This window comes from Flavobacterium sp. (assembly GCF_030146175.1).
In the GTDB taxonomy this organism is placed as follows: Bacteria; Bacteroidota; Bacteroidia; order Flavobacteriales; family Flavobacteriaceae; genus Flavobacterium.
This window is the reverse complement of record NZ_JASLCE010000120.1, coordinates 1-24,149: the sequence shown is the minus strand read 5'-3', so window position 1 is coordinate 24,149 and position 24,149 is coordinate 1. Positions and strand designations below refer to the sequence as shown.

Sequence of the window (24,149 nt, the reverse complement as noted above, 5' to 3'; positions counted from 1 at the left end):
GAATAAACACGGTATCTTCCCGGATGGTTTCGACAATAGTAGCCGGAAATATAGCCTCACCGCGTTTGGTGATTACCCGGACTTCTTCATGTTGATGGATATTATACTGTTCGGCCAGTGTTGGATGAATTTCGAGTAACGGTTGTGCAAATTGCTCGACCAGTTTACCGATTCTTCGGGTTTGAGTTCCGCTGAGATACTGGGAAACCACTCGGCCGGTTGTCAGGATAATAGGATATTCTTCGTCAACCGGATCCATACTGGGATGGTATTGTACCGGATTAAAATGGGCTTTACCATCGGGTGTTTTAAATTTTTTATCTTCCCATAATCGGGGCGTCCCGGGATGATCCAGATCCGGACAAGGCCAGAAAACCCCCATGTTTTTTTCAATTTTATCGTAGGTGATTCCATAATAATCGGCCGTTCCGCCTTTGGAAGCCACACGAAGCTCATTAAAAACGGCCTCGCTATTCACAAAATTAAATTTATCCCCGGCACCTAATCGTTCTGCCAGTTCGATTAGAATTTCAGAATCGGTTCGGGCATTTTTTGGTGGATCGACAACCTTACGGATTCGGACTACACGTCCCTCGGCTGTGGTTACGGTACCTTCTTCCTCCTCGTGAAGCGAACCCGGTAAAATAATGTCACAATGCCGCATGGTTTCACTCATAAAAAAGTCGATGCCAACATAAAACTCCAGTTTTTCCAATGCTTCACGAACATAATTGCTGTTGGGTAAAGACACCAGCGGGTTAAAACATAGGGAAAGCAAGCCCTTGATCTCACCACGGTGAATGGCCTCAATGATTTCGTAGGCTGACAAGCCTTTACCGGGTAATTCTTTTTCATCGATACCCCAGACTTCAGAAATATATTTACGATGTTCCGGGTTTTCGATATCCCGGTTTCCCGGTAATTGATCACATTTATGTCCGTGCTCGCGACCACCTTGTCCGTTTCCTTGTCCGGTTATGGTACCATAGCCGCAATAAGGTTTTCCGATTCTGCCGGAAGCCAGCACAATATTGATACAGCTCAGTACATTCTCAACACCTTTGGTATGGTGTTCAATTCCCCTTGCGTGTAGTAAAAACGACGTTGCGGCTTTTCCCCAAAGTTGAGCTGTCGCTTCAATTTTTTCTTTTTTCGCACCGGTAATGCTTTCTGCCCATTCTAAAGTATATTCTTTTACGGCTTCTTTGGCCGCTTCAAAACCGGAAGTATAGTGTTCTATAAAATGATGATCAAGCATGTCATGCTGAATCATATAATTTAGGATTGCACCAAAAAGAGCCGAATCCGTTCCGGGGCGGATATCAAGATGGATATCAGCCGTTCGCGCCAATGGAATTACCCGCGGATCGACAACAATTAATTTGGCACCATTATCCCGTGCGCGCCATAACCAGTAGGTAAGTGTCGGAAAAGTTTCCGATACGTTTGCTCCGGTTACAATGATCACTTCAGCTTTTTCCAGATCTTCATAATTATTAGAGGTACGATCCAATCCGAAAGCTTTTTTATTTCCGGCTCCGGCCGATACCATACACAGTCGACCGTTATAATCGAGGTTTTTGGTTTTTAAAGCGATACGGGCAAACTTTCCAACCATATACGATTTTTCGTTGGTCAGTGAAACACCGGAGAGAACCGAAAAAGCATCATTGCCATATTGTGTTTGTATTCGTTTTATTTCCGATACGGTTTTATCCATCGCTTCCTCCCAGTCAACAGCCTTATAACCGAAGCCCGGTACATTTATTAAAGGTGACTTTAGTCGGTCGGGATGATTGTCCTGCATATAACGTTGGACACCTTTAGGACATAAGCGTCCCTGATTGAAAGGAAACTCCATCCAGGGTTCGAAGCCTACGATTTTATTGTCTTTTGCGAGCAGTTTTATACCACACTGCATACCGCAAAAACAACAGTGTGTTTCGACAATTTTGTCCGGTTCGTCGCGTCCGGAAATTCCCTCTGGTTTAGGGAAATTGAGTGTTGGCCCAAATTGTTCGATAATACGATCAATGTCGATAGGAAGTTTTGCCATACTAAATATAGTTTTATGGTTTAGAACCGGAAATCATCAGCTATTTCGATTTCCGATTGTAAAGCGGTTATACATTTTTTAGTAGGTTTTTTGATTGGGAGTGGGTTTATCCGAAGTAGGTTCCGGATTCTTGTCGGGCTTTTAAATGTGCCATCGCTAATAAATCTCTTTTTCCTTCGGGGCTGTAATCCAGTAGCGATTGTCCATTTTCCGATTCGAGTCGGAATCCTAATTGACGGGTGAGTTTTTTTAAATCCGAAATATGAAGTTGGGGAGCATATTCTTTTCCGGTATGTTTACAGATCTGCATGCCTCTTTTTTTGCCGACTTCTTTATAGATATGTGCGCCAATTTGAGCCGGTCGCTGGATAATATGGAAGAATTTACCAAACGGCATCCAAACCAGAAAAACGATTACAAAAAAAGCATGGGTAACGGCCATAAATTCATAAGTCTGTCCTTTCATAAATTCATAATCGAGCGTTAATCCCAGTCCGGTTAGCGATACTAATATCAATAATAATAAAGGTAGGATATCGCCTTCAAAGGTCTGAGTAGCGATTAGTCCGGGATCTTTTAGTCGTTTTTGCAGAAAATAGGAAGCACCGATGATTACGAGTAACGAACACCAGTTTAAGGCTCCGAATGTTAGAAATCCAACAACGGATTTTACCGGAAAATGCATTACATCAAATCCAAAAAAATGAGCCGTATAGATAGGTTCCAGAAGAGGATCCAATCCGGAAGCCGGATCTAAGGAAAAGTGAATCCAGCCAAATGTAAGCGGAAAAGTAATGGCAAATGCGATTGTACAGCCTATTGCCATTGCTATATGCGCAAGACCTCTTTTTTTTCCTCTTTTAAAAATAAAATTCTGAAAGACTATATTTTTAAAGAAATCCTTAATAACATATAGCAGATAATAAACAAATTCCTTAGAAAAAAGAATCCGGATGCTACTTTTAAAATATAGTTGGGTAGGTGGCCTTTGAATCCATACCATATAGCGATACACTATTCCGAAAATTGCGAATAATGTTCCAAACAGGTAAGCGACCAAAGCGGCATCAAAATTTTGCAGGCTACGGGATCCAATAAGCACCAGTAGTAAGGTCAAAATCGTAGCAATAACAGCTACAATAAAGGCTTTAATGTTGATTATTTTTAACATATTGTAGATAAAAATATTTGTTTTGTGATATAAAGTTATAAAAAATAAATATAATTCATATTATGTTATAAAAATATTTTTGATTATCTTTACAAAGTAAACCCCAAGGGAGTAGCTTTTTATGGCTATTCGCTGGGGTTTTTTTATTATTTGTAATCAATAAAAATTGAGTTTATGGAAAATAATCTACGATCTGCACACAAAATTCTTTTTTTAAATACACTGGCTTTTACTATTTGTTTTGCCTGTTGGACAATGAATGGTGTTTTAGTCACGTATTTGGTAGATAATGGGATATTTAACTGGTCGGTTGTTGAAACCGGATGGCTTTTGGGAATACCTATTTTATCCGGTTCCATCACGCGATTACCTTTGGGTATACTTACCGATAAATATGGCGGTAAAGTGGTTTTTGCCTGGCTGTTGTTATGCTGCTCGGTTCCACTTTTTTTAACCTATTTTGTTACTTCCTATTGGGTCTACTTTTTATTAAGCTTCTGTTTTGGTATGGTAGGAGCCAGTTTTGCTGTTGGAATTGCATTTACTTCGATCTGGTATCCCAAAGAATGGCAGGGAAGAGCATTGGGTATTTTCGGAATGGGAAATGCGGGTGCTGCGTTAACAACCTTTTTAGCGCCTGTTACTTTAAATGCTTTATCGGCCTCTGATCCGCAAAACGGATGGCGATGGTTACCGGTAATCTATGGCTGTATGTTAATTCTGATGGGACTCATTTTCCTCTTCTTTGTGAAAAATAAAAAAGTAACGGGTCAGGTAAAAACAACAGCGGAATTACTTGCTCCGCTAAAAAAAACACGGGTATGGCGTTTCGGACTATACTATTTTCTGGTTTTCGGTTTGTTTGTAGCTTTTTCACAATGGTTATTGCCCTACTATGTAAATGTGTACAAAACATCGTTGGTATTAGGCGGTTTACTGACCTCAGCATTTAGTTTACCGAGTGGTGTGATTCGAGCTTTGGGAGGTTACCTGTCGGATAAATTCGGTGCCCGAAAAGTAATGTACGGGGTATTGTACTCCTCACTGATTATAAGCGGATTACTAATGCTTCCCAAAATGGATATCCTAACACCAGGGAAAGGTATTGTCACTAAGAAATCGGCTGTTGTCACGGAAGTTACCGGAAATAAAATCGTATTGGGTAATGAAACAATCGCGGTAAAAGAAAAGCCGGAAATCCCGGAACAAACAAAGATACTACCCGAGTTTTTTTCGTGGCAGGAAATAGTGGTCAAACAAAATCAGCAAGTCCATAAAAAAGAACTTCTGGCTGAAGGAGTTACATTGATCAAATTTGAAGCTCATATCTGGGTATTTTCCCTGTTGGTAATTGCTATAGGGATTGTTTGGGGAATAGGAAAGGCTGCGGTCTATAAACATATTCCGGAATACTTTCCTAATGAAGTGGGAATAGTGGGTGGAATGGTTGGACTTATAGGCGGATTAGGCGGATTTATCGGGCCGATTTTATTCGGTTATCTACTGGATTTCTCCGATTTATGGACGAGTTCCTGGATTTTTGTCTTTGTCATTTCGGCCGTTTCTCTTTACTGGATGATCCACACCATTAAAAAAATGACACATAAAGAAGCACCTCATCTTAAACACCGTATCGAATAATCGGGTATAGGAGTTAGAACATTAACCTACTGACACGGCTATACAAATAGAATTGTTAACATTAAACTATTTTATATGAATTCACAATGGCTGACGAATTATGATCCCAATGATGAACAATTTTGGGAAAAAACAGGCAAGAAAATAGCTTGGAAAACACTTACTATTACAACAATTGCGCTAACCATTTCTTTTATCACCTGGTTTTTGTTTAGCGTAGTCGTGATTAAATTACCAAAAATCGGATTTGATTTTTCGGATGACCAGCTTTTTTGGCTGGCAGCAATGCCGGGTCTGGCTGGCGGTTTACTGCGAATATTGAATACATTCCTGATTCCGCTTTTTGGAACAAGAAAAGTCATTACGATAACGACATTAATTAAGATCATTCCGTTGTTAATGCTCGGTTTTGCGGTGATGAACCCGGAAACGTCGTATCGCTATTTTATGCTGATAGCCTTTTTAATGGGAATTGGAGGAGGCGATTTTTCGTCATATATGCCATCCACCTCTTTATTTTTTCCTAAAAAAGAATTGGGTACGGCATTGGGAATACAAGCCGGAATCGGAAATTTTGGGGTTTGTCTGGTTCAGTTGCTATCGCCTTTAGTACTGAGTCTGGGGATTTTTTCCTTTGTAGGCGGTGGTGAAATCATTGCCGCAACCGGTCAGGTGATGTTTCTGGAAAACGTAGCTTTTATCTATGTGGTACCTTTGTTTCTGGTTGGAATCTGGGCTTGGTTTTCGTTAAAAAATATCCCGGTAACGGCTTCGTTTAAAGAACAGTTGGATATATTCGGAGACAAACATACCTGGTATTGTACTTTGACTTATTTTATGACGTTTGGAACATTTGCTGGTTTGGCAGCCGCTTTTCCGATGATGATAAAAAGCCTTTATGTGCCGTTGGAAGCCGATTTGGATCCTTTGCGATACGCTTTTTACGGTCCGCTAATCGGTTCTTTGGTTCGCGTGATTTTTGGTAAAGTTGCCGATAAAACCGGTGGTGCTATTCTGACACATATAACAGGTGTCGCTTTGATAATTCTATTTGCTATATTGATTTTAGGAGGCTATCTAACACCGACGTCTATTGAACAATTCCCGGTATTTGTGACGATCATATTGTTGATTTTCTTTTTCACAGGAGTTGGTAATGCCGCAACATTTAAACAATTCCCGATTATCTTTTCGGATTCTCCGAGAAGAGCTGCCGGCGTAATCGGATGGACCTCGGCAATTGCTGCTTTTGGACCTTTTGTATTTAATGTGTTAATTACGCAGTCCAGAGCCATTACCGGAGATACCCGTTTGTTTTTCGGATTGGTGTTTGTAATCTGTATATGGGCCACTTTTGTCAATTGGAAATTCTATACCCGAAAAGGGTGCGAACGCCCAAGCTAAAAAAATAAAAACTCCCCCTTTTATTTAAGAACAATTTTTTTCGGCATAAAGCTACCCGATAAACTAATTATTAATTAAAAAATCAGGATATGTTAAAAAAAGTAATGGTGTTTTGCCTTTGCTGTGGCTATTATTTTGCCAATGCACAGGTCGACAGTCTTAAAATGAATATTGATTTCAGGACACGTATGGAATTGGATAACGGTCAGAAAACCTTAATTCCAAAAGGAAAAAATGCAGAAGCGACGATATTTTCAAGAGCCAGAATCGGACTGGATTATTATTATCAGCATCTGGAAATGTATTTTTCGGCTCAGGATGTGAGAATATGGGGAGAAACCGCTTCAACTCAAATTAAAAATCAAAATTTTACGGTTAATGAAGCCTGGGCGAAATACCAGTTTAACCCGAAAGTCGGATTAAAAATTGGACGTCAGATACTTTCGTATGATGACGAAAGACTATTAGGAGCACTGGATTGGGCTATGCAGGGAAGAAGCTTCGATGCTTTAAAAGGGATTTTTTCTTTGGGAAAAAACTCAAAATTAGAAGCAGTGGTGTCGTATAATAACGATGGTGATGATACAAACGATACACCAACTAACGAAGTATATGGCATTGCAGACAGTGGTGAAAAAACAAAATCCTTACAATTGCTGCACTACCAGTATAAAGGTTCAAATAAATCTCGATTTTCCGTTATTGCGATGAACAATGTATTGCAAAATGCAGATGGAACACATTATGATATGCTGACAGCAGGAGTGAACGCCGGAAAATATTTTGAGGGCTTCGGGATTTTTGGATCCGGATATTACCAGGCCGGTAACAATACAGCAGGACAAAGTAAAAAAGCGTATCAGTTTTCGCTTAACGCCGATTTTATTGTGAGTAAACAATTTAATGTAGTAGTCGGAACGGAGTGGTTATCCGGAAATAATTATGATACGGCTGCCACCGAAAACCGATCTTTTAGTCCGATGTATGGAACCAATCATAAATTCAATGGTTTTATGGATTATTTTTATGTGGGGAACCATTTCAATACATTCGGACTTAACGATTATTATATCCAGACAAAGATGAAATTCAGCCCGAAATCCAGTTTGGCCGGGAATATTCATGCTTTTATGACAAATGGCAAACAAGGTATAGATAGTAACGGAAAGGATTTGTCTAAATATTTGGGAACCGAATTGGATCTGGTATTTCAGCACAAATTGAACAAGCAATTCGGACTTTTTATCGGACATTCTTTTATGTTTGCATCCGACAGTATGAATACGCTGAAAAATGTCAGTGATCCGAAAAATTTGCAAACCTGGACCTGGTTGGCGCTACACTTTAATCCATCTTTTAAATTAAAATAAACCATTTTCGGTTACGCATAAAGTAAAACCCCGAAAACCATAGGCTTCCGGGGTTTGTTTTTATATAATCCCTAATGAATTATTAGTTTAATTCGGCAAAAGTATCTCCTTTTCGGATATCACCGGTTTGATAACCGCGTTTGAACCATTCGATACGTTGTGCTGATGTACCATGCGTAAAAGAATCCGGGGTAACATGTCCCTGCATTTTTTTCTGGATGGCGTCATCACCAACTGCTTGCGCAGCGCTAAGGGCTTCTTCAATATCGCCTTCTTCCAGATATTTCTGATTGTAATGTGCCCATAAGCCAGCATAGAAATCAGCCTGTAATTCCAATGAAACGGAAAGTTTATTAGCTGCTGTCTGACTAAGTCCTTGTTGTAGTTTTCGAACTTTTCCGGACGTTCCCAATAAGGTTTGGACATGATGACCTACTTCATGTGCAATTACATAAGCAATCGCAAAGTCACCACCTTTGGCGCCAAAACGGGTTCGTAATTCTTCAAAAAAGGCCAGATCCATATATACTTTGCGATCGGCAGGACAATAAAAAGGACCTGTAGCAGCGGTAGCATTACCACAAGCGGTGGATACATTGTCGGTAAACAATACCATTCCGGGTTTTTCATAAGTCATTTTATTTTCGTGAAAAACCTTTGCCCAAATACTATCATTGTTTCCTAACATTGTAGCGGTAAAATCGCCTAATTCTATTTCTTCCGGGGTTAAATCCCGTTGTCGTACCTGTTCTGTCGATTGTCCTTGTTGCAACTGTTCCAAAATAGGTGTCAGTTGCTGAACATTTTCGCCCCCAAACATATTGATCAGTAAGATAATAATACCGATAAGACCTCCACCGGCAGCTATTTTACCACCGGAAGACATACCGCGACGGTCTTCAACATTTTCGCTTTTACGTTGGCCTTTCCATTTCATAGGCTAGGGTTTTAAAGGGTTAGAAAGAATCATATCGGCCGATGTCTTCAATTTCACTTTCATCGGAACCAAAAATGTTTTTGTAAATGGTGTAATACATACAATAAATATACGGAATGGTAAAGAATACACCCAAACAAAAGGCGATCAAACCGGTTAAAGCTCCTATAAAAGCGACAATTAACGCTAATAAAACGGTTAGAGGCGCTTTGTTGACCAATGCAATACTGTGTACAATAGCATCTTTAACGGATAGATTTCCTAAAATAATAAGCGGTAGGGTAAGGCAGGTCAGAAAACTAATGATCATACTTACAAATGTCCCTACGAAGTTCATGTTTAGCAATTGTAATAATGCTCCGATCAAAGCAGATGTCAGTGCAATGATAAGGCTGGCTGTAAAAACGGGAATAAACTTATTTGATTTATAATATTCGAAAGCCGTACCAACACTAAATTCACGATTGTTATCCGCATCGGATGACATTTTGATGATTCCAGCCGAAAACGGCGCCGTAATAGCCGCTATCACCGTATTGACTAAAGCCGAGACAATAATAAAATTGCGAGAGATACCATTTTGTTCCAAATGAGAAAAATCCTGTACGTAGCGCTCCAGTCCGTAAAAAACGGAAACACCGCCAATCAGGAAAACAAAAATGATAATAACCATGATCAGAAAAGCCAAGCCGGCCATCAGCGCAATTTTTTTATAGTTTTCAAAACTCTGGTCGATTAGTGCACCGGTTTCCAGATGCAATCCATTTCTATTAATTTCTTCGAGTCTTTTTTTAATGTTTTGCTGCATTTTTTGTTCTTTTAATTATGATTTTGGAGTTTAAAAACCTATTCGGAAACCTAAATAGGCATCGGCTTGTTTGGTATTGCTTAATAAGGCGGTTACTATAGATCCGGAACCCAGATAAAATCCGCCTAAACGGAACCCGATACCTCCGGTTATTCCGGAAATTTCGTTGCTCGACCAAGGAGAATAAATCTCGTAGTCCTGAGCCGAAAAACGAGGTGTAATTGTAACGACATTCTGAGCTGTAGCCAAGTCATTTTTAGTGTCGTCAACTACTTTTTGTTGCATATAGGCGGTTACATACCACTTATTATGTACATGTACATCGGCATAAGCCGAAATAAGTGTTGGCATTTTTACTTTAAAATCTTTGGTGGTATTGTCAATAGTAACATAACCACTGTTTATTAGGATCTGTTCGATTTCTTTTACATTGTCAACACCTTCAAACTGGTTCAGGTCAAAACTTTGTAAACCTTCAACCGACAGGCTATAATTTCGGGAAACATTATTATCGGCTTTAAAAGTCATACTTCCGATGTTTCGAACGGCCAGTCCGGCATTAATTTTATAGCCACTGTCATCTTGTTCTTTCCACTGGTAATTCACGCCCAAATCAACCGCATAACCGTGGATTCCATTACCAAAAAACTGATTAAAATTGCTACTGTCGGTAAAACCATCGGCCAACGCACCGGAGTAGGAAACATTCAAGGCGGCATGCGCATTGGTCAATTCCACATCGCCTACTACATTGGTAACGGTACCGCTAAATTTATCCGCGGCAATATTGGCATAAGAACCCGGGAAAAGCAATTTAAAAGTGGCGCCGCCGCTAAATTTATGCTGATGATCTTCAAAAACGATACGGGAAGCCGAAAAACCGATTTCACCCCATGTTAAAGCATTGACACGTTGGTTGTGGTCGAGTGCAATCATAGACGAACCGATAAACGAGTTACGTACGGCATTGGCCAAATTGACGTCAACATCGATTAAATTGGCCTTAATTTTTGCAGATGAAGTAACCGCAAAAGCCCATTTATCGTGTTTCATAGCGAAAGAAGGACCCAGAATTTCGGCATCCAGACGCATATTGACCGCTTTGTCTCCTTCAAAAATTTTATCTTCCAGGTTACCTCCGTTTACAATATCCTTAAAGCTGATTTTGTTATTGGAAACGTTTGCGCTGGTATTAAAAATATTGACTTCAAACCGGTTACTCAGATTACTTAATTCCGCCGGATTTACCGAAGCATTCAGTATTCCGGTTCTACGGGTGGTATTGATACCGCTGAAATGCTCCTGCGCATATAAAGAGGAAATAAACAGACAACAGGAAGCGACAAGTATTTTTCGCATAAAAAGAAAGATTAACAATTAAGTGTTAAAAATAATAAAAAAATCAAATGCTTTTCCAAATACTGTCATCAGGTGTTGGCGCAGTTAGTACCAATACTTCTTTACTGACCGGATGGGTGAGTACCAGTTTTCGGGCGTGAAGATGAATACCGCCATCGGGATTGCTACGATCGGAACCATATTTCAGATCGCCTTTAATCGGACTTCCAATAGCCGATAATTGCGAACGGATCTGATGATGTCTTCCGGTATGCAAATCGATTTCCAGAGCGGTATAATTTTGAAGTACTTTGATCACCGAATACGTAAGACTGGCCATTTTGCTATCCGGAACTTCTTTTGGATAGGCCTTGGACGTATTGTTTTTAGGATTTCGCTTTAAAAAGTGAACCAGTGTGGCAGTATCCGGTACAGGGCGGTTTTTTACCACCGCCCAATAGGTTTTTTGGGTTTCCCGGTTTTTAAACAATTCGTTCATACGGGTAAGTGCTTTCGAGGTACGGGCAAACACAACGATACCGGTTGTAGGGCGATCCAGACGGTGAATAACACCGAGGAAAACCTCGCCCGGTTTGTTGTATTTTTCCTTTAGATATTCTTTAACCACATCGCTAAGCGGTTTGTCGCCGGTTTTATCACCCTGTACAATATCGCCTACACGCTTATTGATCACAATAAGATGATTGTCCTCGTAAATAACCTGTAAATTGTCTTTGTTCGAAACGGTTTTATCAGTCACAGAATACGATCGTATTAATATTGTTCATTGGCATTCGGGAAGTCCTGTGATTTTACATCACTTACATAACTTCCGATTGCTTTGCTCATATCGTCATAAAGGTTCATATAGCGTCTTAAGAAACGCGGACTGAATTCGTGTGTCATTCCAATCATGTCATGCAACACTAATACTTGTCCGTCGACACCACCTCCGGCACCGATTCCGATTACCGGTATCGAGATACTTTCGGCTACTTTTTTAGCTAATGCCGATGGAATTTTCTCCAGAACTACAGCAAAACATCCGATTTTTTCGAGCATTTTGGCATCTTCGAGCAATTTTTCAGCCTCGGCTTCTTCTTTGGCACGAACGGTATAGGTTCCGAATTTATAAATGGATTGTGGCGTTAATCCTAAATGTCCCATTACCGGTATTCCGGCATTCAGGATTCGTTTGATACTGTCTTTGATTTCACTTCCCCCTTCCAGTTTTACAGCATGAGCGCCGCTTTCTTTCATAATTCGGATGGACGAACGCAAAGCTTCTTTTGGATCCGATTGATAGGTTCCAAAAGGTAAGTCAACGATAACCAGTGCACGGTCAACTGCGCGAACAACCGAAGAAGCGTGATAGATCATTTGGTCCAAAGTGATGGGCAATGTAGTTTCGTGTCCCGCCATAACATTGGAAGCGGAGTCACCAACAAGGATAGCGTCGATTCCGGCACTGTCAACGATTTTTGCCATGGTATAATCATAGGCCGTTAACATGGAGATTTTTTCTCCGTTGCTTTTCATTTCAATCAACGATTTTGTTGTAATTCTTTTGTAGTCTTTTTTAGCAACTGACATAAGTTTCAAATTTTGGAAACGTAAAAGTACTACAATTTCTATCAATACTGTAACATAACCGGGATTAATCCTACTGATGATGTAACCAAAGCGTATAATTATGAAATATAAATTACTGCTAGTCATGATCTGTCTGTCATTTGGAATGTATGGACAGGAAAAGGATGTTGAAACGACCATCCGGACTTTTTTCGATGGATTTCACGCAAAAGACACCCTAAAAATAAAGTCGGTTTGTCATGATAAAATGATTTTACAGTCGATACAGGAAAGCCCAAAAGGGAACCGACTGACAGAAGAAACATCGGGCGCTTTTTTTAAAGCAATCGCTACGTTTCCGGCGAAAATGACTTTTCAGGAAAAAATTCTGAGCTATAAAATTCAGATCGACGGGACGATGGCACATGCCTGGACACCGTATGAGTTTTATATCAACGGAAAATTAAGCCACTCCGGAGTCAATTCGTTCCAATTGTTTAACGAAAACGGAACCTGGAAAATTATTTATATTGTTGATACCAGGAGGAAATAGAGGGATTTGGTCAAATTAATTTGCTATTACGTATTGAAGTTGTAAAATTTCAAGGTATTTTGGGACTCAAATTTAATAGAAGTAATTCGATGAAGATTCTGTCTTTTTTTATATTCATTTTTTGCATAGGATTTTACTCTTGTCAAAAGAATAATAAAGTCAAAGAAATACCGACTTATAAAATCCCTATAGTTTTGGACACTCTAAAAGAAAATTTAGAAAAAAGAAACGTATTTAGTTTACAGACGGCTGATTATAAATGCCTTTATTTAGGGGAGAATAGAGATACTATATATGCTTGTTTACCTAATCCGGATGATGCTTATCCTGAGGAAGTCACAAATTACCACAGTGATCCTAAAACGGAAGATGTTGTTATATATATTGATACTACTAAAATAATATCGAATCATACCTATTTATTGGAGCAAAACTCTAACGAATTTTATACTAAAAAATACCAAGCCTTTCCGGTTATATTATTTAATAAAGGAAAGGATTCGCTAACAGTAGGAAACGGAAATCATCTGAGACTTATTTTAGAGGCTAGGAATAAGTCAGGGAAATGGATGCCAATTGAAGAAAAATATGTATACATGTGTGGTACCTTTCTTCGTTTTATTACAGTACCACCTAATCAGATAGCAATAACATCCGTTCCTATAGATAGTGGTAATTTTAAAACCAAATTACGATTACGTTTTAATGATATATTATCATATGAGTTTAGCGGATCAATAAATCAATCACAATTTTTGATGCATTAAAATAGAAACACTAACAAAAAAGCGGAATCAATATTGATTCCGCTTTTTTGTATCGTTATTAGAGGCAATTAACAGTCGGCCATATTTACAGCGACGGCCAATCCACCTTCGGATGTTTCCTTATATTTATTATTCATATCTTTTGCCGTTTGCCACATCGTGTCGACCACTTTGTCCAATGGCACTTTTGCATTTTTAGGGTCGGTTTCCAAAGCCAGTTCGGCCGCATTGATCGCTTTAATGGCGCCCATAGTGTTACGTTCGATACATGGAATTTGTACCAGTCCGCCAATAGGATCGCAGGTTAAGCCCAGATGGTGTTCCATTGCGATTTCGGCAGCCATTAATACCTGTTCCGGAGTTCCGCCCATCAGTTCGCACAACGCTCCGGCAGCCATCGCAGAGGAAACGCCAATTTCCGCCTGACAACCACCCATTGCTGCTGAAATTGTCGCTCCTTTTTTAAAGATACTGCCAATTTCTCCGGCTACCATCAGGAATTGTTTGATCTGTTCTTCGTTGGCTTCGTGATTTTCGATCACCATATAATACATTAAAACGGCAGGGATTACACCGGCACTTCCGTTGGTCGGAGCGGTCACAACACGTCCCAAAGAGGCATTTACTTCGTTTACAGCCAGAGCAAAACAGCTTACCCATTTCAAGATCTGACGGAATTTTACTTCTGTCATCCGGATAATTTCCAGCCAGGATTGCGGATTGTCATAGGGCACTACGCCGATCAGATTTTTATGCATGTCATAGGCGCGACGGCGAACGTTTAAACCGCCTGGTAAAGTACCTTCGGTATGACATCCGATATACATACATTCCAGCATCGTATTCCAAATCCGTAGCAATTCGCTGTGAATTTCGGTTTCCGAACGCATGGATTTTTCATTTTCATAAACGATTTCCGAGATTTTCTTTTGTTCGGACTGACAATAAGCCAAAAGTTCTTCGGCTTTTTCGATCGGAAACGGGAAATTGCGTTTGGTGGTTTCCTTAGCCGTATTTTCTTCCTGCGTTTCTTTTACCACAAAACCACCACCAATCGAGTAGAAGGTCGAAGTATATTCCTGTGTATCGGTATAAACGGTAAAGGTAAGTCCGTTGGCATGAAATGGTAGGAAATTCCGATTAAAGACGATATCTTTTTCCGGATCGAACGGTATGATGATTTCGTTTCCTAAAAAAAGTTCTTTTTTATTATTAATGGCAGAAATGATCACATCGATACTTTCTACCGGGATATATTCCGGATCGGCACCACTAAGTCCAAGCATGACAGCCAGGTCGGTGGCATGACCTTTTCCGGTTAGTGACAGTGAACCGTATAGGTCGACCGTAATACGATTTACATGATCAATAAAGTTACGATTTCTGATTTCAACAAGAAACTGTTCGGCTGCACGCCAAGGGCCTAAGGTGTGCGAGCTCGAAGGACCGACACCGATTTTAAGCATATCAAATACAGAAATACACTCCATATATAGTAATCTAAATGTTTATTTGCTAAAGCAAAGATAATCCGATAATTCAATAAATAAAACGGATATAACACACTTTTAGCGCTACGGGTGATTTCTGGGTATGGTTTTACCGTTAATTACTTCGTATTCTTAAAAATGCCGCCACTGTCAGTCGAAATAAATACGATAAACTCACAAAGGGAGTGGGACTTGTGATATTATTTTCGAAACCAGTTGGAAAATAGCTGACGGCAAAAATGTCATCTTGTCAGTATTTAAAAGACAGAAAATACGGTATTTATGACAATTTTTAACACTTTTGGCGAATGGCACAATCATTGACTTATACCAATCAAGTTGAAAAAACGAAACGAAAAAAAATATATAATAAGGAGATTTAATTATGAGTAAAATTATTGGAATTGACTTAGGGACGACTAACTCTTGCGTTTCTGTAATGGAAGGTAATGAGCCGGTAGTAATTCCTAATGCAGAAGGAAAAAGAACGACACCATCTGTAATTGCTTTTGTAGAAGGTGGTGAAATCAAAGTAGGAGATCCTGCCAAAAGACAAGCAGTGACAAATCCAACGAAAACGATCGCTTCGATCAAACGTTTTATGGGTAACAAATACTCAGAAAGCCAGAAAGAAGCTGGAAATGTTGCGTACAAAGTGGTAAAAGGAGATAACGACACACCACGTGTTGATATTGACGGAAGACTTTATACGCCGCAGGAATTGTCGGCAATGACACTTCAGAAAATGAAGAAAACAGCCGAAGATTATTTAGGAACAACAGTAACGGAGGCGGTTATTACGGTACCGGCCTACTTTAACGATGCGCAACGTCAGGCGACTAAAGAAGCCGGAGAAATCGCAGGTTTAAAAGTACGTCGTATCATTAACGAACCAACGGCTGCAGCTTTGGCTTACGGATTGGATAAAGCCGGAAAAGACCAGAAAATTGCAGTATATGACTTAGGTGGTGGTACTTTCGATATCTCAATCCTGGAATTAGGAGACGGTGTATTTGAAGTATTATCAACAAATGGTGACACACACTTAGGAGGTGACGATTTCGATCAGGTGATCATCGATTGGTTGGCAAACGAATTCAACAGCGAAGAAGGTGTTGATTTACGTAAAGATCCAATGGCTTTACAACGTTTGAAAGAAGCGGCTGAAAAAGCAAAAATCGAATTATCGGCTTCTGCACAAACAGAAATCAACTTACCTTATGTTACGGCTACGGCTTCCGGACCGAAACACTTGGTAAAAACATTAACCCGAGCGAAATTTGAACAATTGGCAGACGAATTGGTTCGTCGTTCCATGATCCCATGTGAAAAAGCCTTAAAAGACGCCGGAATCTCAAAATCGGAGATCGACGAAGTAATCTTAGTTGGAGGTTCTACCCGTATTCCTAGAATTCAGGAAGAAGTAGAGAAATTCTTTGGTAAAAAACCATCAAAAGGAGTAAATCCGGATGAAGTAGTAGCTGTTGGAGCTGCAATTCAGGGTGGTGTATTAACCGGAGACGTAAAAGACGTATTATTATTAGACGTTACACCATTATCCTTAGGTATTGAAACTATGGGAAGTGTAATGACAAAATTAATTGACGCCAATACAACTATTCCGACTAAAAAATCACAGGTTTTCTCAACAGCGGCGGATAACCAGCCATCTGTGGAAATCCACGTGTTACAAGGGGAAAGACCAATGGCAAACGATAATAAAACAATCGGTCGTTTCCACTTAGACGGAATTCCGCCAGCACCAAGAGGTGTACCGCAAATTGAAGTAACATTCGATATCGATGCCAACGGTATTATTAAAGTATCGGCTACTGATAAAGGAACCGGTAAATCACACGATATCCGTATCGAGGCTTCTTCAGGATTAACTCCGGAAGAAATCGACAGAATGCGTAAAGAAGCAGAAGCAAATGCTGAAGCGGACAAAGCAGCTAAAGAGAAAGTAGATAAATTGAATGAGGCTGATGGAATGATCTTCCAGACCGAAAAACAATTAAAAGAGTTTGGTGATAAATTATCAGACGGAAACAAATCGGCTATCGAAGGTGCTTTGGACGAATTGAAAAAAGCGTACGAAACAAAAGACGTAGATACAATCCAGCCGGCATTAGACAAAATTAACGAAGCATGGAAAAATGCATCGGAAGAATTGTATAAAGCACAGGCAGATGGTCAGGCTTCTCAGGCACAACCGCAAGGTGGTGATGCGAATCAGGGTGACCAGACGCAGGATGTTGATTACGAAGAAGTAAAATAATAGCAACCGTAATGGTTCGGAAACCGGGACAAATGTCCCGGTTTTTTTATGCCGTATCGCGAAAAACAGCCCGATATGTTAAAAAAATGTTATAATAAGATTTTTCCTGTAACGAAATGAAAAGTGTCGCGTCTAAACTGTAACAATCAAAAATAATTTAAAAAATCAATCATCATGAAAAAAACGATCTTTATTTTAGGAATGGCTTTAGTAGCTTTTACAAATGTTGCTACAGCTGCTACAGTTACAGAAACAAAAGTGTATACTGTAAACACTTATGGTGCCACACCACTTTGTACAGCAATCAGCAAAGGTGACGTTGCGACAATCAAAAAATTCATCGAGTATGGAGCAGACGTTAACGAAAGAACAAACAATCTTACACCGTTAATGTATGCCGTACGTTACAACAACCTTGAAATTGTAAAATTATTGGTTGAAAAAGGAGCTGATTTAGCAGCAGTTGATCAAAATGGAAATACCGCTTTAAAAATTGCTGAAATGTTCAAAAACAGTGACGTTATTGAAACATTAAAAACGGCTGGTGCCAGAAAATAATTGAAACGTAAAAAACAGGAAAAGGGAGTCGGAAGGCTCCCTTTTCTTTTTTAATTCATGACCATCACATCAAAATAAAATTGCCCGGTCCAGCAATTCGACGTCTGACTGGCAAAAAGATCGGCTCGTGCAATATTGACCGTTATCGAGTTTTGCGATTTATTAGCATAATTGATCACAAAAGTATCCGGAAAACCACTCGAATTATAAGCGTTAAAAATAATCCCCAGCGGATTAAAAGGCAATTGCGGTGAAAAGTCGTAACGAACCTGTAAACGTTCGGCCGTTATAGGAGCCAATGCAACAGTATTGCCCGACAACGTTGCAGAGGCACTTCGGATTTGTTTGCCCAATATAGTCCAGGTAACCGTGGTGGTTACGCCCCGGATCGGAATGGTAAACGAACCCGAACTTCCATTGGAATAGGAATCACAAACAGGAATGATCATTCCCTGAAAAGACGCAATATCCGGTAGATTGGTACTCTTCCAGCTCGCATAACCATTCGCATCCGAAGTAAGTACTTTTCCATTTCCCTGACTACCATCAACAATGCGAATCGCCGGTGAAAGCGTTTGCGTATTGGCAATCACAACCTGATCGATAAAAGCGGCATCCAAACCGGAATTGGTGGAGCTGTCTTTTTCATAACGCCAGGATAAGGTATGACTCCCAGCGGTTAACGTTCCGGAATAAGTTGCCCAGGCCACCGTTCCGGACCATTGATTTTGCTGAACACCATCGATATAAAAACGCAGATAATCATAACCCGATTCGCTATCCACACGATAATTAAAGGAAAAAGACGAACCGCCGGCAGGAATAGAAACACTCAGATCCAGATTAGACGAACTGCTATGAACACCCGAACCGGATTTAATTCCAGACAAACCGACATTAAACTGACCGGCTGTTGTGGTAACTGTCCACGATCCACCGCTACCGGAAGTACTAAAAGGAGAAATGGTACCACTTTCGAATCCGCCTGAAAAAGGAGCGATACTAGCGCCCGAACTATTCTCAACATGAAATTTAGCCGTAGGTGCGGTTACACCAACGCCCACATTTCCGGAGTTGGCATTATACATGTCATTTCCAACAATAACCCAATCGTTATGTGCTCCGGATATTGGAACCCATTTACTGCCATTCCAGTAATAAAAACCAACACCGGTTGTTGCATTGGTATTGTAAACGAGCAGACTATTGGCCGGACTGGAAACCGGAGCGGCCGCGTTTAGATTCGGAATGGCGATACGAGGAACAAGTAAACCTTTATCGGTTGCTGTTACATCGAGGATTGAACTGGCATGTGGCGTAGTGGTGTTGATACCGACTTGCGCAAAAAGCACTATTGGACAAAGAAGGATCAGAAGTAGTAGATTTTTCATAAAGTAATTATTATTTAATAATTTATTAACACAAAAATTATTAAAACGAATCACCGTTTAAAAAAACTGGGATATAATCCAATACTTCCGGGATAAAAGTTTCGAAGCCTACTGTTTTAAGGACGAATGATGTAAGCTATTGAAAACAATGTCTTTATAGGTCTTTGAAACGGGAATGTTTTGACCGTTAATAGTAACCACATTTGACGAAAAGCTTTGTATCTTGTCGGTATTAACGATAAACCCTTTATGGGTTTTAATAAAGTTATCGGGAAGTTTTTCCAGAAAATCCGTAACAGTGGCCCGGATTCGGTATTGTTTGTGAGAAGTGGTAAGAATTAGGTAGTTTTTCTGACTCTCGATATAATAAAGATGATCGAGGGTTACTTTTTCAAAAATATCCTGATGTTTTACAACAATGGAAGCCGGAGTCTCTTTTTTGACTTGTTGGCATTTGTTAAAGTTGATCAGCGCAATTTCAATTGCAGAAAATAAAGCCGCTTTTTGGAATGGCTTTACCAGATAACCGTACGGATTGGTGGCGATAGCATTTTTTACCGTCACTTCATCCACGTAGGCGGTCAGGAAAATATAAGGAATCGCATAGTGTTGGTGTAGTTTTTCGGCCAGCCAGATTCCGTCTTTTTCTCCTTTAATGGTGATATCCAAAATTACAAAGTCTACTTTATGCTGGTTTAAGTAGCGCAGTGCTTCATCGGCCTGCATGGCACAACCCACCACATGATAGCCCATTTCCTTTAGGAAAACGGTAATTGTTTTTTGCGTGATATATTCGTCTTCAACAATAAGGATTTGTAGTGGTGCGCTCATGATTGGGGAGTTATTTCATTAAACGTGATATTGATTTGGGTTCCGTTTTGGTTATGCCAGGTTACTTCACCGTCGAGTTGTTTGGTCAGACCCATGATCAGATCAAAACCAATGGAATGTAAATTCGTCGGATCAAAATGATCCGGAAGTCCGATACCATCATCGATAATGCTTAGTTTGTAGTGATCATTTAATTTGGAAAGCCGGATATCGATACGACCTTCGGAACGATTTTTAAAAGCGTGCTTAAAGCTATTGGTGATAATTTCATTAATTATAAGACTAAGCGGTATGGCAGTATTGATGTTGAGTTCAATTTGTCCGGCGTCGACTTCACAGTGTATGGTTTTGGTTTCATCCTGATAGGTTTTTTGTATCGCGGAAATCAATTCGTTCAGATAGGATCCGAAAGAAACACGGGCAAAATTATCCGAATGATACAACGCTTTGTGGATAAGTGCAATCGACTGGATACGCGCCTGACCTTCTTGTAGTATAAGCCGTATCGAATCGTCGGTATTATACATTTGCTGAAGTGCCAGAATACCGGATATCATTTGAAGGTTATTATTGACCCGATGATGGATTTCACGCAGTAAGGTTTCCTTTTCGGAAAGAGATTCTTTGATCACTTTATTTTTAGCCGAAATCTCTTCATTCATCTTCTGAATTTTTAACTGCTTTTTACGTGAGTTGATCATGTAAATAAAGGCAAATAAAGTGATGATCAATAAGGCCGAAAGGATAATCTGTAAAATGTATTTTTGTTTGTGCTGAATGGCTGTTTGTTGTTGTGCGATTAAATCGTCCTGTTGTTCCAGATGGTATAAAATTTCATTCCCACCCAATAATCGGGATTGGTTTTGTTTGTTGATCGAATCGTTTAATTGGAACGCTTTTTTATAGTAGGCATAGGCTTGGTCGGTTTGTTGAAGGGCTTTGAGTAATTCGGCTTTGGTTTTGTAAAAATAAACCAAAGTGGATGGTTGGGTAATATGAGGAAGGAATCGTTCCACATCCAGTAAAACCGTTTTCGCCCGGTCGTATTGCTGTAATCGGGAATAGCATTCGGAAAGTAATATCCGACTGGTTGCACTGCCCAGATCATCGTCTTTGTTTCCGGAATTAACCGAAATATCTTCCTGTAATAATGGAATCGCCGTTTTATAATCGTTCCTTTTGCAATATAAAACTGCCATATTTCCTTTGACGGTTCCGGTAAGCCGATTATAGGCGTCGGGTTGTGACTTTTTTAAATGTCGTTCGGATAATTGAAGACTGCGTTTATAGTAATAAAAAGAACTGTCAATATTGTCATTGAGCGAATAATAAAACCCAAGATCGTTATAGGCCGAAGGAATGATCAAATGATCGTTTTGTGCGTAACGCTCTAAATCCCGTATTTCAGATTTTAACTGACGGATTGCCTTTTCGTATAAATAAAGCCTGGCATACAACTGACTTTTGATGTTATAGCTCCAAAGCGGAAAATAAACACCTTTTTTTCGGAGGGTTCCAATTTCGGAATTGATCTGAAATACATTCGAATACAAATTCAGATTCAGGTAGGATTTTTGCAACGCCACCAACAGATTCATATATTCGGTATCGGACAATTTGTACTCTTTATCGTTCCGGATACTTTTAAGTACATTAATAGCATTAATCTCGTCACCCTTTATATTATAGACTTCGGCAAGGGCAAACCGATAGCGGATGTCATTTTTTTTGGAATTTTGAATAAGCCGATCCTGAGACAATCGGGGAAAGGAAGTATAAAAGAAATCCTGATAGGATCTTTTGGTGTTCAGATCCAGTTTTTCGTAAAAAAAGACCTTATCAATAGCGTTTTTAGAACCGTAAGCGTCCCTGATACTGTCTTTTTCTTCAGCCGCATGGCAAACCGAAATAAAAAGCAATACTATTGATAAGGCCGTTTTAAATATTCCGAAGCGGAACATTTTAATTATTTGAAATACGAGAAAGTCTCATTGTTTTCAATTTTTAGGATACTTTCATAAATCAGGCGAATCACGTTTTCCACATCTTCACGGTGAACCATCTCTACCGTGGTGTGCATATAACGTAGCGGAAGTGAAATCAGTGCCGAAGCCACACCGCCATTACTGTAGGCAAAAGCATCCGTATCGGTACCGGTTACTCTGGAAGACGCCAGTCGTTGGAAAGGAATCTTGTTGGTTTCGGCTGCATCGATAATCAATTCTCGTAATTTGTTTTGTACGGCAGGCGCATAGGTAATTACCGGGCCTTTTCCGATTTTGGTATCACCTTCAATTTTTACGTCGATCATCGGTGTGGACGAATCGTGACAAACATCGGTAACGATGGCAACATTCGGTTTGATTGTTTTGGTGATCATTTCAGCACCGCGTAAGCCAACCTCTTCCTGCACGGAGTTGGTGATGTATAATCCAAAAGGCAGTTTCTTTTTGTTTTCGTGTAACAAACGAGCGACTTCGGCAATCATAAAACCACCCATACGGTTATCGATAGCGCGGCAAACGAATTTATTTTCATTTAGAATCATAAAATCGTCCGGATAGGTGATCACACAACCTACGTGTACGCCTAGTTTTTCAACTTCTTCTTTGGTTTCGCATCCGCAGTCGATAAAAATATTGTCAATACGAGCTGCTTCCTCTTTACCGCGGTTACGAGTATGAATGGCTGGCCAACCGAAAACGCCTTTTACAATTCCTTTTTTGGTATGAATATGAACCCGTTTGGAAGGTGCGATCATATGATCACTTCCTCCGTTACGGATCACATAAATCAAACCGTTATCGGTTATATAGTTTACATACCAGGAAATTTCATCGGCATGTCCTTCGATTACTACTTTATAAGGTGCGTCGGGATTGATCACACCCACAGCTGTTCCGTAGGTATCGGTAATAAAAGTGTCAACGTAAGGGGTAAGATATTCCATCCATATTTTCTGTCCACTTTCCTCATAACCCGTAGGAGAGGCGTTGTTTAGGTATTTTTCCAGAAAAGTCAGTGATGATTTTGTTAATATAGATTTTGTTGCCATAAATATTTTTTTGCTAATTTATAAATTTGGTATTATAGTTGCTCAGAATATTGTCTAATTTTACACATTAATTAGTATTATATGAAGCACTTATTTATTCTATCAGGATTTCTATTTTTCCCCGCTTTTTTTTACGCACAGGTTAACCCTCAGGATTCCCTTAAATCGGAAATTCCCAATACGGTAAAAGATACTTCGGTGAGTTATATAATTCAGATGGATGAAGTGATTGTTGGGAAGAACGCGGCCTATGCTGAAGAAATGAAAAAATTACGGATACTCGAGCGAAGAGTATTAAAGGTATATCCGTATGCAAAAGTGGCTGCAGAAAATCTAACCATTTTAAATGCTAATATGGCTAAGCTTTCTTCGGATCGCGAAAAAAAGAAATACTTTAAAATCGTTGAGAATTATTTACAAAATGAATTTGAAGACCGACTAAAGAAATTTTCGCGAAAAGACGGTCAGATTCTGGTAAAACTGATCCATCGTCAAACCGGTGTGACAACTTTTGAGTTGATTAAGGATTTGAAAAGCGGATGGAAGGCATTTTGGTCGAATAATACCGCCCGGTTGTTTGATATAAACCTTAAAAAGGAATACAAACCTTTCGATGATTTAGAAGATTTCTATATTGAAAGTATTTTGATCAAGTCCTTTAAAAGCGGAAAACTCCAAAAACAGGATCCTGCCACTCCAATTGATTTAGCAGAATTGGCGGCAACCTGGCGATTAAAAGCGGAAAAGTCCAAACAAATCCGAAGTGAAAAGGAAGCCAAAGCAAAAGAAGAGGTACAAAATTAATCACAGTATATATAAAGGACACCCCGGTTTTACCGGGGTTTTCTGTTTTTATATAGGATCAACAAGTTTTTAGAGTTTAAAGATTACCGGAATTATACTATATATAGGTATGCTTTTACTAATTT

General features: G+C 39.6%; 20 protein-coding genes. 8 read left to right on the top strand and 12 right to left on the bottom strand.

The window, feature by feature from the left end; genetic code table 11:
- Window positions 1-2,056: molybdopterin oxidoreductase family protein (locus Q1R07_RS13915; RefSeq protein WP_300491415.1), on the bottom strand; the 2,056-nt coding region annotated here is incomplete at its 3' end.
- A gap of 106 nt (window positions 2,057-2,162) precedes the next feature.
- Complete coding sequence (locus tag Q1R07_RS13910; protein ID WP_300491413.1) at window positions 2,163-3,227, bottom strand: MFS transporter; 1,065 nt, start codon at window positions 3,225-3,227, stop codon at window positions 2,163-2,165.
- Window positions 3,228-3,401: 174 nt separating this feature from the next.
- Here Q1R07_RS13910 and Q1R07_RS13905 point away from each other — a divergent pair, with 174 nt between their 5' ends.
- The 3 genes from Q1R07_RS13905 to Q1R07_RS13895 all read left to right on the top strand — a co-directional run bounded on the left by Q1R07_RS13905 (window position 3,402) and on the right by Q1R07_RS13895 (window position 7,642).
- A complete protein-coding gene (locus Q1R07_RS13905) occupies window positions 3,402-4,868 on the top strand; it encodes an MFS transporter (protein ID WP_300491411.1) in 1,467 nt (488 codons plus the stop codon).
- A 75-nt stretch (window positions 4,869-4,943) separates the two neighbouring features.
- Entirely contained in the window at window positions 4,944-6,272 is a 1,329-nt protein-coding gene (locus Q1R07_RS13900) for an MFS transporter (RefSeq protein WP_300491409.1), read from the top strand.
- Between the two features lie 89 nt (window positions 6,273-6,361).
- A complete protein-coding gene (locus Q1R07_RS13895; RefSeq protein ID WP_300491407.1) occupies window positions 6,362-7,642 on the top strand; it encodes an alginate export family protein in 1,281 nt (426 codons plus the stop codon).
- Between the two features lie 82 nt (window positions 7,643-7,724).
- On the opposite strand, the gene Q1R07_RS13890 is transcribed toward Q1R07_RS13895, so the two are convergent.
- From Q1R07_RS13890 to panB, 5 genes are read right to left on the bottom strand one after another with little or no spacing between them, the layout of a single operon-like run.
- Window positions 7,725-8,579 (bottom strand): neutral zinc metallopeptidase, encoded by an 855-nt coding sequence (locus Q1R07_RS13890; RefSeq protein WP_300491405.1) that lies wholly within the window; start codon window positions 8,577-8,579, stop codon window positions 7,725-7,727.
- A 19-nt stretch (window positions 8,580-8,598) separates the two neighbouring features.
- On the bottom strand, window positions 8,599-9,387 hold the full coding sequence (locus Q1R07_RS13885) for a hypothetical protein (protein ID WP_300491403.1): 789 nt from the start codon (window positions 9,385-9,387) through the stop codon (window positions 8,599-8,601).
- Between the two features lie 30 nt (window positions 9,388-9,417).
- Window positions 9,418-10,746, bottom strand: a complete 1,329-nt coding sequence (locus Q1R07_RS13880) for a hypothetical protein (RefSeq protein WP_300491401.1) — start codon at window positions 10,744-10,746, stop codon at window positions 9,418-9,420.
- 43 nt (window positions 10,747-10,789) lie between these two features.
- On the bottom strand, window positions 10,790-11,485 hold the full coding sequence (locus Q1R07_RS13875; RefSeq protein WP_300491399.1) for an RluA family pseudouridine synthase: 696 nt from the start codon (window positions 11,483-11,485) through the stop codon (window positions 10,790-10,792).
- Window positions 11,486-11,499: 14 nt separating this feature from the next.
- Window positions 11,500-12,318: a 3-methyl-2-oxobutanoate hydroxymethyltransferase gene (panB, locus tag Q1R07_RS13870; protein WP_300491397.1), complete on the bottom strand. Its 819-nt coding sequence runs from the start codon at window positions 12,316-12,318 to the stop codon at window positions 11,500-11,502.
- Between the two features lie 100 nt (window positions 12,319-12,418).
- On the opposite strand from panB, the gene Q1R07_RS13865 reads away from it, so the two are divergent.
- Together Q1R07_RS13865 and Q1R07_RS13860 are read left to right on the top strand one after the other, a co-directional pair.
- A complete protein-coding gene (locus tag Q1R07_RS13865; RefSeq protein ID WP_300491395.1) occupies window positions 12,419-12,850 on the top strand; it encodes a nuclear transport factor 2 family protein in 432 nt (143 codons plus the stop codon).
- 89 nt (window positions 12,851-12,939) lie between these two features.
- On the top strand, window positions 12,940-13,617 hold the full coding sequence (locus Q1R07_RS13860) for a hypothetical protein (protein ID WP_300491393.1): 678 nt from the start codon (window positions 12,940-12,942) through the stop codon (window positions 13,615-13,617).
- 68 nt (window positions 13,618-13,685) lie between these two features.
- On the opposite strand, the gene Q1R07_RS13855 is transcribed toward Q1R07_RS13860, so the two are convergent.
- Window positions 13,686-15,107, bottom strand: coding sequence for an L-serine ammonia-lyase (locus Q1R07_RS13855; protein WP_300491391.1), 1,422 nt, complete (start codon window positions 15,105-15,107; stop codon window positions 13,686-13,688).
- Window positions 15,108-15,492: 385 nt separating this feature from the next.
- On the opposite strand from Q1R07_RS13855, the gene dnaK reads away from it, so the two are divergent.
- Both dnaK and Q1R07_RS13845 read left to right on the top strand, forming a co-directional pair.
- Window positions 15,493-17,385, top strand: coding sequence for a molecular chaperone DnaK (dnaK, locus tag Q1R07_RS13850; protein WP_300491389.1), 1,893 nt, complete (start codon window positions 15,493-15,495; stop codon window positions 17,383-17,385).
- A gap of 174 nt (window positions 17,386-17,559) precedes the next feature.
- On the top strand, window positions 17,560-17,943 hold the full coding sequence (locus tag Q1R07_RS13845; protein ID WP_300491387.1) for an ankyrin repeat domain-containing protein: 384 nt from the start codon (window positions 17,560-17,562) through the stop codon (window positions 17,941-17,943).
- 50 nt (window positions 17,944-17,993) lie between these two features.
- On the opposite strand, the gene Q1R07_RS13840 is transcribed toward Q1R07_RS13845, so the two are convergent.
- From Q1R07_RS13840 to Q1R07_RS13825, 4 genes are all read right to left on the bottom strand, one after another.
- Window positions 17,994-19,334, bottom strand: coding sequence for a hypothetical protein (locus tag Q1R07_RS13840; RefSeq protein ID WP_300491385.1), 1,341 nt, complete (start codon window positions 19,332-19,334; stop codon window positions 17,994-17,996).
- A 108-nt stretch (window positions 19,335-19,442) separates the two neighbouring features.
- Window positions 19,443-20,165 carry a response regulator gene (locus Q1R07_RS13835; protein WP_300491383.1) on the bottom strand — a complete coding sequence of 241 codons (723 nt, stop codon included), beginning with the start codon at window positions 20,163-20,165 and terminating at the stop codon, window positions 19,443-19,445.
- Window positions 20,162-22,126, bottom strand: a complete 1,965-nt coding sequence (locus Q1R07_RS13830) for a histidine kinase dimerization/phosphoacceptor domain -containing protein (protein WP_300491381.1) — start codon at window positions 22,124-22,126, stop codon at window positions 20,162-20,164. Before Q1R07_RS13830 ends, Q1R07_RS13835 begins: the two co-directional genes overlap by 4 nt.
- 5 nt (window positions 22,127-22,131) lie before the next feature.
- The gene (locus tag Q1R07_RS13825) at window positions 22,132-23,220 is read right to left on the bottom strand and encodes a M42 family metallopeptidase (protein ID WP_300491379.1); all 1,089 of its coding nucleotides are present in this window, start codon (window positions 23,218-23,220) and stop codon (window positions 22,132-22,134) included.
- Between the two features lie 81 nt (window positions 23,221-23,301).
- Between Q1R07_RS13825 and Q1R07_RS13820 the strand changes: the two genes are divergently transcribed.
- Entirely contained in the window at window positions 23,302-24,024 is a 723-nt protein-coding gene (locus tag Q1R07_RS13820) for a DUF4294 domain-containing protein (protein ID WP_300491377.1), read from the top strand.
- Window positions 24,025-24,149: the final 125 nt, after the last annotated feature.